Genomic DNA, 14,752 nt, shown 5'->3' on the forward strand with positions numbered 1-14,752 from the left:
CGCTCACCCTTGTAGCGCGAGCCTTCTTCGACGTAGCCCATCTTCGCGATGGGGGCGGGGGAAGGCTTTTTGGTTTACGTTCGAGAGCAAGCCGGCTGCCGCATTGCCAAATCGCTTCCTCTGTCACACAATAAGAGAAAGAAACGGAAGAGGGGGAAGCGAGGATGGCATTGACCGCCTGCGTGACGGGAGCGGACCATGGGCTCGGCTTGGCATTGGCGAAGACATTGCTCGAGCAGGGGGACCGCGTCGTCGGCGGACGTTACGCGCCGGAAGACGGCGACGGGTTGAGGGAGTTGCGGGAACGATACGGCGACCGATTGCTCGTCGTGCGGATGGACGTCTCGAGCGAGGACAGCGTGACGGCCGCGGCGGAAGCGATCGCGGATTTCGCCGATCGGATCGACGTCGTGATCAACAACGCGGTGATTCTCGGAGACATTACGCGTACGATAGAAGACGAATTGGATTACGCGGAAATGCTTCGCGCGTACGACGTGAACGCGCTCGGCCCGTTGCGCGTGAACCGCGCGCTGCTGCCGCTCGTGCTGCGGTCGGCGCATAAATTCATCATCAATATCTCGTCCGAAGCGGGGAGCATCGGCGATTGCTACCGGAGCGGCTGGTTCGCCTACGCGATGTCCAAGGCCGCGCTCAACATGCAGACGGCGCTGCTGCACAATCACTTGAGGGATGCAGGCGCAACGGTTCTGTCCGTGCACCCCGGCTGGGTGCGGACGTTCATGCAAGGACGGCTCGACGCGGCCGCGACGTATACGCCGGAAGAAGCGGCAGGCCACATCATAACGCTCGCCCGCTCGCCGGAGCGGTTCCGTTCGGACAAGCCGATGTTCGTCGATCTGCTCGGCAAGCCGCTGCCTTGGTAACCGAATCGGTCATCCGCGATAAAAAAAACGATCCGACACGATAGTTCGACAGCATTCTCGAACGAGACCTCCTATAATCGGCTATAAAGACGCTCATTTCGCAAGTTGGGGTCGTTAGAGGCTACGAAAAAGGAGATGCGTGCACATTGATTCAGGTCAAGCTTGAGGACGTGCTGCAGCAGGCGAGCGAGGAGTATCATCTGACTGGGCGCGAGAAAGAGATTATCGGATACTGGATGAAGGATTTCAATTATCGGGAAATCGCGCTGCTGCTCGGCATTAGCCAGAATACGGTCAAAGTACATATTTCCAGAATCAATCTGAAGCTGAACGTGAATTCGAAAGCGTCGCTCATCCTTCGGCTTATCGGCGCCTGAACAACGGACAAGCGCCATCGGAACGCCCGCTCTCTGGAGAGCGGGCGTTCGTTCGTTGTAGGGAGGGGTGAGGTTGGCGAAAAATGCGGTACAACGGCACCTGGGGCCGACGGAAGGCAAAAAAAACGAACTCTTCGCCTAAATTGAGGGTTTACAAGTGAACGCGAATCAACGAAAATAGGTCCATAAACGCGCGTTCACAAATAGAGGAGAGGTTACCTTGCCACCCGCACCACAGACCAACTCGCCCGGTACGGGCGCCACGCCCCCCACATTCGCACCGGCGGACGGCGCGCCGGCTTCCGATTCGCCGTCCTACGACCTGGAGGCGCTGCTCGACGACGACTCGCTGACCGGCAGCCGTCCCTCGAGGATGCTGTTCCGGCTCTACCGGCAGCACGGAATGAAGCTGCTGTTGTCGATTCTGTTCTTCATGATCAAGCATTCCCCGGTGTACGTGTTGCCGATCGTCACGGCCAATCTGATCAATCTCGCGGCGAAGCCGGAGGAATACAGCCCCTCCAGCTTATGGATCAATATTATCGTGCTCGTCGTCGTCATCGTGCAGAATATCCCGACGCAGGTGCTGCATATCAGTTATATGAGCAAGGCCATCCGGTTCGTCGAAGCGGGCCTTCGCAGCACGCTCGTCCGGAAGCTGCAGCGACTGTCGATGTCCGCCCACGGGGAGCTCGCCGCAGGGAAGCTGCAGGCGAAGGTGCTCCGCGACGTCGAGGCGATCGAGCAATTGTCCAAGCAGATTATGCTCTCGTTCTTCCCCGCGATCATCAGCGTCGCCATCGCGATCGTCATCACGTCGACCCGCAGCTTGACCGTGATGGGCTTCTTCGCGTTGACGATCCCGGCGGCGCTCGTCCTCGTCCGGTTTTTCCGGAAGAAGATTCGCCGTTCCAATACGGAATTCCGGACGCAGATCGAGACGATGTCCGGTCAAGTCACCGAGATGGTCGGCATGCTGCCCGTCACCCGCGCGCACGGGCTCGAGCAGACGGAGATCAGCAAGATCGACAAGACGTTAGGCCACTTGCGTAAAAAAGGGTATAAGCTCGACATCGTCGAAGCGTACTTCGGCTCCATCGCGTGGGTCGTGTTCCAGCTGTTCCAGGTGCTCTGCCTGGCCTTCTCGGTGTGGCTCGCCTATCGCGGACGCATTCCTGTCGGCGACGTCGTGCTGTATCAATCGTACTTCACCATGATCCTGAACTCGGTCTCGCAGCTGCTTAACGTCTATCCGCAAATCGCCAAAGGCTTCGAATCGATCTATTCGGTGACCGAAATCCTGCTCTCGAAGGACGTCGAAGCCTATCAAGGCAAACGCAAGGCAGAGGAGGTGTCCGGCCGCTATTCGTTCCGGGACGTCCGGTTCGGCTATCCGAATTCCGAACGCCACGTGCTACAGAACTTCTCGCTTGACGTGAAGGAGGGAGAGAGCATCGCGCTCGTCGGTGCGTCCGGAGCGGGCAAGTCGACGATTCTGAACCTCGTCATCGGGTTCAACAAGCCGAGCGGGGGCCAAGTGCTCGTCGACGGCGTGCCGATGGAGGAGCTGGACATGGCGGCCTACCGCAAGCACTTGGCGGTCGTGCATCAGAACACGGTGCTGTTCTCGGGCACGATTCGCGAGAATATCACGTACGGGTTGCCGACGGTCAGCGAGGAGAAGCTGCTCGAGGTCATCCGCATGACTCATCTCGAGGACGTCGTCGCGCAGTTGCCCGACGGCCTTGATACCGCGATCGGCCAGCATGGCGGCCGATTGTCCGGCGGCCAACGCCAGCGTATCGCGATCGCGCGAGCGCTCGTCCGCGATCCGAAGGTCATCCTGCTCGACGAAGCGACGTCGGCTCTCGACAACGAGTCCGAATTCCGCGTGCAGCAGGCGATGCGCAAGCTGATCAAGGGCCGGACGACGTTCATCGTCGCGCATCGGCTGTCGACCATTCGCGACGCCGATCGAATCGTCGTCATGAAAGCGGGCCGATGCGCGGAGATCGGGACTTACGACGAGCTCATGGCGCTCCGGGGCGAGTTCTATCAGCTAAAAATGCTGCAGAATTAAAGGATTTCCCGCCCGCTTGTCGAATGACCGTTAGTAGCAAAACATTCCAAGAATGTTTCCGAGGAGGAAGATCGAATGTCCGACCAACCGTCTAACGTAGATCCCGCAGAACAGGCCGAACGCCAGACCGCTGCCGCGAGCGCGCCGCAGCAACCGCAAGGGAGCCAGCCGGGCTCGAACCCGCTCGCCAGCGTGGATACGCAGAAGCTGATCGGCTTGCTGAAGAATCCGTCCGCCAGCGTGAAGCTGCAGCCGGCGACCGACTGGATCTACGGCGCGATCGGCGCCGCCATCGGCGTCATCGGCATGTGGTTCTTCGTATGGGCGTTGAAGGAGAAGGTGACGCCGGACGCGAGCGATATCGACGATTTGCTGGGTGGAGCGTTTTCCTCACTGTTAAGCGCGTTCGATTCGCCGTTCTGGAGCTTCTTCGGCGCCGTGTCGCCGGGTACTTATCTGATTCTGTCGGCTTGCTCCATCGCGCTCGCCGCGGTCGCGCTGACGTTGATCGGCAATTGGGTCGGCGGACGCAAGCGCTCGTGGCTGGAAGCGGTCACGTATTACGGCGGATCCCAGGTGCTCTTCGGCGCGGGACTTCTCGTCTCCGGCATCGTCGCGTTCGCTTCGGCGGAGCTCGGCTCGCTGATCGCCGCGCTGTTGCTCGCGGTCAACTTGGTGACGCTCGTCATTCAAGGGCTTGCGCTGCATGAAGTCAGCCGCGACCGCGTGTTCCAATACGTCTATGCGTCCGTGGGCGGATTCGGCGTCGCGCTGTACATCGTGTACAAAGTGCTGCAATAAGCGGGATCGGCGCAGTCGCGCCGCGTATCTCACGAAGGCTGTTCCGGGCGCCGATTGCGCTCGGGGCAGCCTTCTGTTATAGCTAGAGTATACGGAATCGCGGAATCGGGAGGTACGGGGCGTATGGCCGGCAAGGAGACGAGTTCGAACGAGGCGACGAAGCACGAGCAACTGCTGCAATATATACGGGCGCTGCCGATCGGAACGAAAGTATCGGTTCGCCAGATGGCGAAGGAGAAGGGCGTGTCCGACGGCACGGCGTACCGGGCGCTGAAGGAAGCGGAGCAGCTCGGCATCGTGAACACGAAGGAGCGGATCGGCACCGTCCGGGTCGACAAGAAGCGGCGAGGCAATCCGGAGCAACTGACGTTCGCGGAAGTGCTGGACATCGTCCAGGGCAGCTTACTCGGGGGCGAGGAAGGGCTCGAGAAGTCGTTGCACAAGTTCGTCATCGGCGCGATGGAGCTGGACGAGATGATGGCGTACATCGACGCGGGCAGCCTGCTCATCGTCGGCAACCGGGAGAACGCGCACCGCACGGCGCTCGAGCACGGCGCGGGCGTGCTCGTCACGGGCGGCTTCGGAACGAGCGAGGACGTGCGCAGGCTCGCCAACGAACGGCAACTTCCGATTCTGACGTGCAAGCATGATACGTTCACCGTCGCCTCGATGATCAACCGTGCGATGTACGACCAACTGATCAAGCGCAAAATCATGATCATCGGCGATTTGCTGTCTACGTCGTCCCGCCATGTTTCCTTGAAGCAATCGGCCGACGTCGCGGAGTTCTTGAAGCTGAGCGAGGAGACGGGGGGCGGACGGTTCCCGGTGACGGACGAATGGAATCGCGTCGTCGGCATGATCACTTCCAAGGACGTCGTCGGATCGCAACCCGACCATCCGCTGGACAAGCTGATGACGCGGAGGCCGATGACGGTAACGCTAAGCACGCCGGTCGCGTCGGCCGCGCACCGGATGGTGTCCGAGGGCATCGAACTGTTGCCCGTCGTCGACCGGCAGCGCAAGCTCGTCGGCGCGATCAGCCGCGTCGAGGTGCTGCGGGCGATGCAGTTCGCCAACCGGCCGTCTCAGCTAGGCGAGACTTTCGACGCGCTCATGTGGAGCGGATTCGCGGAACAACGGGACGCGGAAGGAAGGGTATACTTCGTGGGGCCGGCGACGCCTCAGATGTCGGGGCCGCTCGGCACGATCTCGGAAGGCGTCATGACGGCGCTCATGCAGCAAGCGGCGAGCCGGGCGGTAGCCGACCTCGGCAAGCGCGAGCACGTGCTCGACAACATGACGACGTACTTCCTGAGGACGGCGCCGATCGACGCGAGCGTGACGATCGTGCCGACCATTATCGAGGCGAGCCGCAGGCACGTGAAGGTCGAAGTGCAGACGCTGCAGGACGGGGATTCGATCGCCAAGGCGATGCTGACGGTGCAGACGATCGACCAGGCTTAGCGGGATTGCTGCTGCTCCAGCAGGCGGCTGTAATGCGAGCGGTTGCGGATGCCCGCGAACAGGTTGAACAGGCCGAGCAGCAAGAACAGCGAGCTGACGACGACGCGAACGCTGGAGCCGGAGAACATCGTCAGCAGCAGGATCGAGAGGAAGATGAGCATGAGCCCCATGTTGATATTCATGCGGGATGCGAATAGCCCTCGCCATCTGCCGTCCGCCGTTCTCCGCGATTTGAAGCTGTAGAAGGCGGACAGGGCAAGCGTGGCGACGACGAGCAGGGCGAGGATGATTTGCAAGGCGTTATCCATGGATAGAAGTAGCTCCTTCGGTACTGGCTTGTAATGGAATCTATTGTAGCATAAACGACAAGGACCGCGCTTCCATAGGGAAGCGCGGTCCTTGTCTGTCGAAGCGACGGCCGACTTCACTTCGGCCTCGGCGTCTTCACGTCCACGCGCACCCACAGCTGCAGCACGCCGTCGGCGACGAGCATCGTCTGGACCGAGACTTCGTACGTTTTATCGCCGATGTCCTCGTAGACGATTTTGTTCAACAGCTTGCGTGCCAAGGGGGCGTCTGTGTCGATGTTGTAGATGCTGCGCCCGAGGAAAATATCCAAGTCCGCCTTCAGCCGCTTCTTGATTTCCTTCTCGGTCAGCACGTCGAGCTCCGGTTCGCCGGGCGCGAGAACGACGTAGGGGACGATGTTCTTGATGACGCTCGTCTTGCGAATCTTCTGTTCTTTATCCAAACTCTGCTGCATTTCGTCGAGCTGCAGCCGGAGCAAGCGGTTGTCGACGATAACCCGGTCGTATTGGTCGTTCATGAGGGCGGAGTAGACGGCGCTGCCGACGATCATGCCGCATAGGAAGAAGGCCGCGACCTGCATGAGCCGGCGGAACCGGTCGAACGGAGGGACGCGCATCGGCTACCCCCCGTGGCGGCACATCCATCGGACGAGCTCCGTGCCCATATGGGCGCCGAGGAAGGCGAACAGAATATAGCCGATCTGAATGATCGCCGGCGACATAAACCCCTTCATCATATTCGATTCGATGACGCGAATCGGATCGATCGTGCCGCCGACCGCGGCGACGAGCGCCCATATTTTCAGGCTGTCCGCCACTTCGAGCATCTTCAGCTTCGGGGAAGCCCACAGGAACACCGAGCCGACGCCCGCCAACAAGGCGCCTCCGAGCACGACGCCGAACGCGATCAGGAAGCAGAACGCCGCTTTCGAATAGAAGTCCATGCCAATCCCTCCGTAACGGGGCGATTCGATCGGACGAACAATCGTCTCTATATATGTATGGGACGGGTATCCCGCCGTATGATATAATTATCGATAGAGAACACATGTACGGTTGGAAGGCGGGGATAAGCATGTGCGATTTCGTCCACTTGCACGTTCATAGCGAATACAGCCTGCTCGACGGAGCGGCGCGGATCAAGGAAATGGCGGCCAAGGCGGCGGAGCTCGGCATGACATCGCTCGCCTTGACGGACCATGGCGTCATGTACGGCGCGGTGCCGTTCTATAAAGCCTGCAAGGAGCACGGCATCAAGCCGATCATCGGCATGGAAGCCTATATCTCCGCGGGTTCGAGGCACGAGAAGCAGAATCGCAAAGACCAGCCGATCTATCATCTGACGCTGCTGGCGAAGAACGAGACGGGTTACCGCAACCTGATGAAGCTGACGTCCATCGGCCATCTGGAAGGGTTCTATTATCGCCCGCGCATCGACTTCGAAGTATTATCGTCGCATGCCGAGGGACTCATATGTCTGAGCGGCTGCATGAGCAGCGAGCTGTCCCAGCAGCTGGCTGCGGACAAGTACGAGGACGCGAAGGCGACGGCGCTCCGCTATCGCGCCGCGTTCGGCGACGACTACTACTTGGAGCTGCAGGATCACGGTATTCTGGAGCAGAAGAAGATCGCGGCCGGCGTCCTGCGAATCGCGGAGGAGACGGGCATTCCGCTTGCGGCGACGAACGACTCCCACTATCTGAATCCGGGAGATTCGGGCCTGCAGGACGTGCTCATCTGCATCGGGACGGGCAAGACGCTGGACGACACCGACCGGTTGAAAATCACGACGAACGAGATTTACCTGAAGAGCGGCGAGGAGATGGCGGCTTTGTTCCCGCACGTGCCGGAAGCGCTGGCGAACACGGTCCGCATCGCGGAGAGCTGCACGCTCGAGCTGGAATTCGGCAAGCACATTCTGCCGGCGTTCTCGCCGTTGCCTGAAGGGAAGACGGCCGGTCCATACTTGCGCGAGCTGTGCGAGGAAGGACTGTTGGCGCGCTATGAGTCATTGCCGGAATGGTCGGACGAGACTTACCGGGAGAGCGCTTGGGGGCGGCTCGACTACGAGCTCAAGGTTATCGGTGAGATGGGGTTCGACGATTACTTCCTGATCGTATGGGACTTCATCCGGTTCGCCCACGACAACGGCATCGTAACCGGGCCGGGCCGGGGCTCCTCCGCAGGCAGCCTCGTTGCGTACGCGCTGCGCATAACGGACGTTGATCCGCTCGCGCATAAGCTTCTCTTCGAGCGGTTCCTGAATCCGGAGCGGATCAGCATGCCCGATATCGACGTCGACTTCAGCGACGAACGCCGGGAAGAAGTCATCCGCTACGTCGTAGATAAGTACGGCAGCGAGCACGTGGCGCAGATCATCACGTTCGGTACGCTGGCCGCGCGGGCGGCGGTGCGCGACGTCGGCCGGGTCATGAACTTGCCGTACGGGGAAGTGGACAAGGCGGCGAAGCTCATCCCGGCGATGCCGGGCATGTCGATCGAACGCGCGATGCGGGACAACGCGGAATTCAGAGGGCTGGCGGAAGGCGCGGGCAACGCGGCGGAGTTGATCGCGATGGCGCGCAGAGTCGAGGGAATGCCTCGCCATGCGTCGACGCACGCGGCGGGCATCGTCATCTCCTCCGATCCGTTGACCGATTACGTGCCGCTGCAGGAAGGGACGGACGGCGTTCCGCTGACGCAATATTCGATGGAAAATCTCGAGGCGGTCGGCTTGCTCAAGATGGACTTCCTGGGCTTGCGCACGCTGTCGATCATCGAGCGGACGCTGGGATCGATCAAGGAGTTGACCGGGCGGGAGCTGCGCTGGCAAGACGTATCGTACGAGGACGCCGCGACCTACGAGCTGATGGGGCGCGGCGAGACGACGGGCGTCTTCCAGCTCGAGTCCTCGGGCATGCGGCGGGTGCTCAAGGAGATGAAGCCGAGCTCGTTCGAAGATATCGTATCGGTGCTCGCGCTGTTCCGGCCGGGCCCGATGGAGTTCATCCCGCAGTTCATCCGGGCGAAGCACGGACAAGTCGAAGTCGAATATCCGCACGAGAACCTGAAGCCGATATTGGAAGATACGTACGGCATTATCGTCTACCAGGAACAGATCATGCAGATCGCGTCCGTCATGGCGGGCTTCACGCTCGGCCAATCGGACTTGCTGCGGCGCGCGGTCAGCAAGAAGAAGCGCGAAGTGCTGGACGAACAACGGGTCTCCTTCGTCGATGGCAGTCTACGCATGGGCTATACGGGCGAGGAAGCGAACCGCGTGTACGATCTGATCGTCCGGTTCGCCGATTACGGCTTCTGCCGGGCGCACGCGGCGGCGTATGCCGTGCTGGCGTTCCAGACGGCGTACTTGAAAGCCCATTATCCGACCCTGTTCATGGCGTCGATGCTGACCGCGGTCGTCGGCAACCAGCGCAAGACGGCGGAGTACGTGGACGAGTGCCGCCATATGGGCATTCCGGTGCTGCCGCCGGACGTGAACGAGAGCGGCACGTTGTTCACGCCGGTGATGGGGGCGGCTGGAGAGAGTAGCTCGCGGGTCGGGGCAAGCGCGGTTGCCGGCGACGAGGCCGGGGCGGCTCGGAAGTTAGGGGGCATACGCTTCGGGCTCGCCGGCGTGAAGAACGTCGGCACGCAGGCGATCGACAGCGTGCTGAGGGAGCGCGCGAAGGAGCCGTTCGAGAGTCTGAACGACTTCTGCAGGCGGGTAGATTCGCGCGTGTGCAACAAGCGCGTCATCGAGTCGCTGCTGCTCTCCGGCGCGATGGACTCGTTGCCCGGCCATCGGGCGCAGCTGTTCGCGGCGTTGGAGCCTACGCTGGAGGCGGCGACCAAGTGGCGCAAGGAGCGCGAGGAGCTGCAGATCGAGCTGTTCGACTTCGAGGAGTCGCCGAACTGGATCGCGGAATTGCCGGAGATTACGCCGTACACGCAGCCGCAGACGCTGGAATTCGAGCGCGACCTGATGGGCTTGTACTTGTCCGGGCATCCGCTCGACGAGTACGACGGCTTGGCGGAGGAGTTGCGCCTCGACAAGCTCGTCGAGATTACGGACGCGCCGGACGGGGCGACGGTGTTCACGGCCGGCATGATCGTGTCGCTGAAGCCGTTCGTGACGAAGAAAGGCCAATCGATGGCGTTCCTCGAGCTGGAGGACCGCATCATGGCGGCGGAGCTCGTCGCGTTCCCGACCGTATGGAAGAACGCGGCCTCGTTCGCGAAGAAGGGCGCGCTCGTCCTCGTGCGGGCCAAGGTGCAGCAGGGGGACGAAGACTACAAGCTGCTCGCGGACGATATCATGCCGCTCGACGCGCCTGACTTGAAGCAGCAGGTGGAGCGGCTGCGGCGTTTGAGCCAGCTGCCTCGCAGGACGGGAGGCGGCGCGGCAGGAAGCTCTGGCGGCGATCGCCGCCCGGCCGCGGCTGACGAGGGCGGGCAAGGACCGCGGTCGGCCTCGGCTGACTCGCGGGTTCAAGGGCAGGCGCAGCCGAATGCGGCTCGGGCGACGGCGGTCGACCGTCCGCCAACGCGCCGCGCGTCGCAGTCGGCGGCTGCGAATGCCGTGCCTCATACGCGCAGCGCGTCGCGGCCGAGCGAACCTTCGACCGCTGCGCGCGGCCCGGGCGGCAAGCCGGCGGCGGTCCCGAACGCGGAGGCGCCCGAGCGCGTCTACATCCGCATTGACGAACCGCACGAGCAGCCGGCGACGCTCATTCGCTTGAAGCTGCTGCTCAAGTCGCATGCCGGCAGCGTTCCGACGGTGCTCCGCTACGAGCGGACCCGCCGCACGGTCGCGCTCAGCGACGAGTTCAAGGTGGCGCCGTCGGCGGAGCTGTACGACAAAGTCGAGAAGCTGCTCGGCGACGGCAGCATCGTGGCGAGGTAATGGAGATTGTAGTTTCCGAACGAGGCAGTCCCGAAGTCATCGAATGGATGACTTCGGGACTGCCTTGTTTTCGTTACGTTAACGCTATGAGACAGCGCTAATCTGCCGCTCGCCGGGATTCCGCCGCAATAACGCTATGAGACAGCGCTAATCTGCCGCTCGCGGGGATCCCGCCGCAATAACGCTATGAGACAGCGCTAATCTGCCGCTCGCGGGGATCCCGCCGCAATAACGCTATGAGACAGCGCTAATTGGCTGCTCGCCGGGATTTCGCCGCAATAACGTTATGAGACAGCGCTAATCGGCCGCTCGCCGGGATTCCGCCGCTGTACTTTTCTCGACTTCCCTTATCTTTTGGCGCCCTCCTGGTACTTGCGAACAGGAAAACGCGATCGGAGGAAGAATACTCATTAGATTCCGCGAATGGCGGACAGTAGGCGAGTTCCGCGCGGGACTTGCTTATTTTTACGAGGGAGGGCGATTCGGTGCGCATCGGCATCAAAAAACTCAGGCATACGTTGTTTCCGAAGCTCGTCATCGCCTTGCTCGCGGTCATCGCGCCGCTCTATATTCTCGGGCTGTCGATCAACAAGCAGCTCGAATCGAGCGTCGAACGCGAGCTCACGTACTCGCTCGAATCGCGAATCAACTATTATACCGACTCGCTCGTCGTCGAGAAATCGCACATCATGAACCTGCTCCAGGAGTTCGCGCTCGACCGGGACGTGCAGCGGCTTAGCTTCAATAGCAAATACATGTCGATCTACGAGTGGTCGGAGGCGGTCATGCGCATCCGAACGAAGCTCCAAATGATCCAGAATTCCAGCACGCACATCGGAATCGTGAAGGCGCATCTGCTCACGATCAACCGCACGCTGTCGAGCAACAGTCCGATCGAGCCGGAGATCACGGACGATTACGAGGCCGTGAAGCCCGAGCCCGACCTGAAGCTCGAACGTCAAGGCTTCACGTACTGGCAGGACCGCATGTTCCTGCGTTTCGCGTATCCCGAGTCGATCGTTCCGCGCCGGGAACCGGAATTCGTCGTCGCAGTCGAATTCAACAAGGACTCGCTGCGCAAGGCGCTGAAGCAATTCGCGCTCTATCCGAACTCCGGCGCGCTGCTGTACGATCCCGAGCAGCACATGGAGCTGGAGAACGAGACGGACGCGGCCGCGACCCCGCAGCTCGAGAGCTTCCTCGACGCCGAGTTCGCCGCCGGCGTCCAGAAAGGCAGCCGGTCGCTCTCCATCAACGGCGCCCGGCACATCGTCGCCTACGAATACGCGCCGTCTCTCGGCAGCTACTTCGTCATGTATATCCCTTACCGGGAAGTGTTCGGCACGATCGAATCGAACCGCATCTATTATTGGCTGCTGTCCGCGATCGCGGCGATCGTCATCGTCGGCTATTCCTACTGGCTGTACAGGCTCATTCACAAGCCGCTGCTCAAGCTCGTTCAATCGTTCCGGCGCATCGAGAACGGCCAGCTCGAGACGATCGTGCTGCCGCGCAGCAACGACGAATTCCGTTATCTCTACAATCAATTCAACCGGATGACCGACCAGCTCGGCGTGCTTATCCACCAAGTGTACGAGCATAAGCTGCGCGCGCAGAGCTCCGAGCTGAAGCAGCTGCAATCGCAGATCAATCCGCATTTTCTCTATAACACGTACTTCATCCTGCACCGGCTCGTCGACATGGACGATCGGGACAACGCGCTGCTCTTCAGCCGCTATCTCGGCGAATACTTCCAGTATATTACCCGGAACGCCTCTACCGAGGTGCCGTTCGAGCAAGAATACCAGCAGGGGACGATCTACGCGGCGATCCAGAATATCCGGTTCTCGGACCGGATCCGCGCGGAATTCGCGCCGCTGCCGCCGGAGTGCGCGAAGCTCGAGGTGCCGAAGCTGATCCTGCAGCCGGTCATCGAGAACGCGTATAAGTACGGTCTTGAGCACAAGGCGCGGGGCGGTCTGCTTCGGGTCGCCGCATTCCACGAGAACGACGGCCTTACGATCACGATCGAGGACAACGGCGACCGGCTGACCGACGAGAAGCTGGCCGAGCTGAAAGTGAATCTGATCGCCGTATCCCCGGACATGGAGTATACGGGACTGTTGAACGTCCATCGCAGATTGCAAATCCGTTACGCGAACAGCGGCGTCGCCGTGGATCGCGGCGAGTGGGGCGGCATGAAGGTTACGCTACGGATTGCCGCCGGAGGAGGGTGAACCTATGTACAGATTGCTGATCGTCGACGACGAGCGAATCATCGTCGAAGGCCTCGCGAGCATGTTCGGAAGACGCAACCTGCCGGACGTGGAAATTCATACGGCGGGCAACGGGATGGATGCTCTCGACATCGCCCGCAAGCAGCGGATCGATATTCTGCTGTCCGACATCTCGATGCCCGAGATGGACGGAATCGCGCTGCAGAAGGAGATGTCCCGATGCTGGCCGAGATGCCGCGTCGTGTTCCTGTCGGGGTACAACGATTTTCAGTACGTGCAGCATTCGATGCGCGGAGGGGCGCTCGATTACGTGCTGAAGACGGAAGGCGACGAAGCGATCGTCGCCGCCGTGCGCAAGGCGATAGCCGAGATCGAGGAAGAGCTGCAGCAAGAACGGCTCATGTCGCGCGCGAAGTCCGAGCTGCGCGCCGCGTTGCCGGCGCTCCGCAAGGAGTATCTAATGGAGCTGCTCGCGGGAGCGCCGTCCACGGAAGAGTCGAGGCAACGGCGGTTCGAGGAGCTGGACGTTCCGCTTCGGTGGGACAAGCCGGTGCTGTCGCTCGCGGGTCGCGTCGACGCCTGGAGAGACGATCAGCAGCCGGGCGACCGGGAGTTGTTCCTCTATTCCGTCAACAATATGTTCGAGGAGTTCATCGGCAGCGTGTACGATTCGATCTACGTCGTGCATTCCCGCAATCGGTTCCTGTGGCTCATGCAGCCTAAGGAAGCCGGCGAACCGGCCGACGAGAAGCCCGAAGACCGTTCGCGCTTCCTGTCCGGCATGGCCGAATCGCTGCAAGAGGCTTGCAGCCGCTTCTTGAAGCTGAGCTGCTCGTTCGTCGTCGGTACGAACGCGGTCGACTGGGAGGCGCTGTCCGGCCAATTGGAGCGCTACTCCTTCCTGTTCGCGGTCGGTCTAGGCAGCGGCAGCGAGATGCTGCTGGCCGATCATCCGCATCATCCTCATCTCGAGGCGGGGCAGCGCATCGATCGCGCCGGCATCAACCGGATTCCGGTGCTCGGACAACACCTGGACGACAAGGATCGGGAAGCGTTCGTCAAGCTGCTCGGCGAAGTGTCCGACACGTTGCGCGAGCATGAGCGCGATTCCGGGGCGTTGGGCATGAAGCTGGAAGCGTTCAGCTCGATCTCGGCCGTGTTCGCCGCGCACTTGAACCGGAGGGGACTGTTCAACGATTTCGCGGGCAGATTCCCGGCGCGCAAGCTGTTCTCCATCGAAGAGCACGATTCGTGGGAGGCGGCCGCGCGCTTCTTCACGGAAGTCGCGGACAGCTTGTTCGAACGGGGAACCGACGATAACGAGAAGGAAGCGGACCGCGTCGTCCGCAAGCTGCACGATTATATCGAGATGCATCTCGAAGAGCCGCTGTCGCTGACGCAGCTCGCCGACGTCGTCTATTTGACCCCGTCTTACTTGTCCCGCTTGTACAAGCGCAAAACGGGAGACAACATGACCGACTACATTATCGAGCGGAAGATCCGGGAGTCGAAGCGGATGCTAACCGAAACCCCGTTCCAGATTCAGGCGATCGGCGAACGGATCGGTTATCCGTCTCCGTCGTACTTCTCGAGGTTTTTCAAGAGAGAGACGGGCATGACCCCCCAAGAGTACAGGGACGCCTTCAAGAGCACGTGAAAGGTACAGGAAAGTCGAAAGGAGTCTATGGG

Annotated in this window: 11 protein-coding genes; 8 read left to right on the forward strand and 3 right to left on the reverse strand. The window is 61.2% G+C overall.

The window, feature by feature from the left end:
* Positions 1-164: 164 nt before the first annotated feature.
* The 5 genes from ACFQZG_RS18080 (at position 165) to ACFQZG_RS18100 (ending at position 5,612) form a co-directional block, all read left to right on the forward strand.
* Positions 165-887, forward strand: coding sequence for an SDR family oxidoreductase (locus tag ACFQZG_RS18080; RefSeq protein WP_378155003.1), 723 nt, complete (start codon positions 165-167; stop codon positions 885-887).
* Positions 888-1,033: 146 nt separating this feature from the next.
* On the forward strand, positions 1,034-1,264 hold the full coding sequence (locus ACFQZG_RS18085) for a helix-turn-helix transcriptional regulator (protein ID WP_378155005.1): 231 nt from the start codon (positions 1,034-1,036) through the stop codon (positions 1,262-1,264).
* Positions 1,265-1,484: 220 nt separating this feature from the next.
* Complete coding sequence (locus ACFQZG_RS18090) at positions 1,485-3,344, forward strand: ABC transporter ATP-binding protein (RefSeq protein WP_378155007.1); 1,860 nt, start codon at positions 1,485-1,487, stop codon at positions 3,342-3,344.
* A gap of 75 nt (positions 3,345-3,419) precedes the next feature.
* Positions 3,420-4,145, forward strand: a complete 726-nt coding sequence (locus tag ACFQZG_RS18095) for a hypothetical protein (protein WP_378155008.1) — start codon at positions 3,420-3,422, stop codon at positions 4,143-4,145.
* Between the two features lie 123 nt (positions 4,146-4,268).
* Positions 4,269-5,612, forward strand: coding sequence for a DRTGG domain-containing protein (locus ACFQZG_RS18100; RefSeq protein ID WP_378155010.1), 1,344 nt, complete (start codon positions 4,269-4,271; stop codon positions 5,610-5,612).
* Here ACFQZG_RS18100 and ACFQZG_RS18105 read toward each other — a convergent pair.
* The 3 genes from ACFQZG_RS18105 to ACFQZG_RS18115 form a co-directional block, all read right to left on the reverse strand.
* The gene (locus ACFQZG_RS18105) at positions 5,609-5,920 is read right to left on the reverse strand and encodes a YtpI family protein (protein ID WP_378155012.1); all 312 of its coding nucleotides are present in this window, start codon (positions 5,918-5,920) and stop codon (positions 5,609-5,611) included. The genes ACFQZG_RS18100 and ACFQZG_RS18105 overlap by 4 nt on opposite strands.
* A 116-nt stretch (positions 5,921-6,036) precedes the next feature.
* Positions 6,037-6,537 carry a sporulation membrane protein YtrI gene (locus ACFQZG_RS18110; RefSeq protein ID WP_378155014.1) on the reverse strand — a complete coding sequence of 167 codons (501 nt, stop codon included), beginning with the start codon at positions 6,535-6,537 and terminating at the stop codon, positions 6,037-6,039.
* A 3-nt stretch (positions 6,538-6,540) separates the two neighbouring features.
* Positions 6,541-6,864, reverse strand: a complete 324-nt coding sequence (locus tag ACFQZG_RS18115; protein ID WP_378155015.1) for a YtrH family sporulation protein — start codon at positions 6,862-6,864, stop codon at positions 6,541-6,543.
* A gap of 131 nt (positions 6,865-6,995) precedes the next feature.
* Between ACFQZG_RS18115 and ACFQZG_RS18120 the strand changes: the two genes are divergently transcribed.
* The 3 genes from ACFQZG_RS18120 to ACFQZG_RS18130 all read left to right on the forward strand — a co-directional run bounded on the left by ACFQZG_RS18120 (position 6,996) and on the right by ACFQZG_RS18130 (position 14,720).
* Complete coding sequence (locus tag ACFQZG_RS18120) at positions 6,996-10,826, forward strand: DNA polymerase III subunit alpha (protein WP_378155017.1); 3,831 nt, start codon at positions 6,996-6,998, stop codon at positions 10,824-10,826.
* A 485-nt stretch (positions 10,827-11,311) separates the two neighbouring features.
* The gene (locus ACFQZG_RS18125; protein WP_378155019.1) at positions 11,312-13,063 is read left to right on the forward strand and encodes a sensor histidine kinase; all 1,752 of its coding nucleotides are present in this window, start codon (positions 11,312-11,314) and stop codon (positions 13,061-13,063) included.
* A 4-nt stretch (positions 13,064-13,067) separates the two neighbouring features.
* Entirely contained in the window at positions 13,068-14,720 is a 1,653-nt protein-coding gene (locus ACFQZG_RS18130) for a response regulator (protein ID WP_378155020.1), read from the forward strand.
* Positions 14,721-14,752 lie beyond the last annotated feature (32 nt).

Origin of the sequence: Cohnella sp. GCM10027633 (genome assembly GCF_042675445.1) — a bacterium.
GTDB lineage: Bacteria > Bacillota > Bacilli > Paenibacillales > Paenibacillaceae > Cohnella.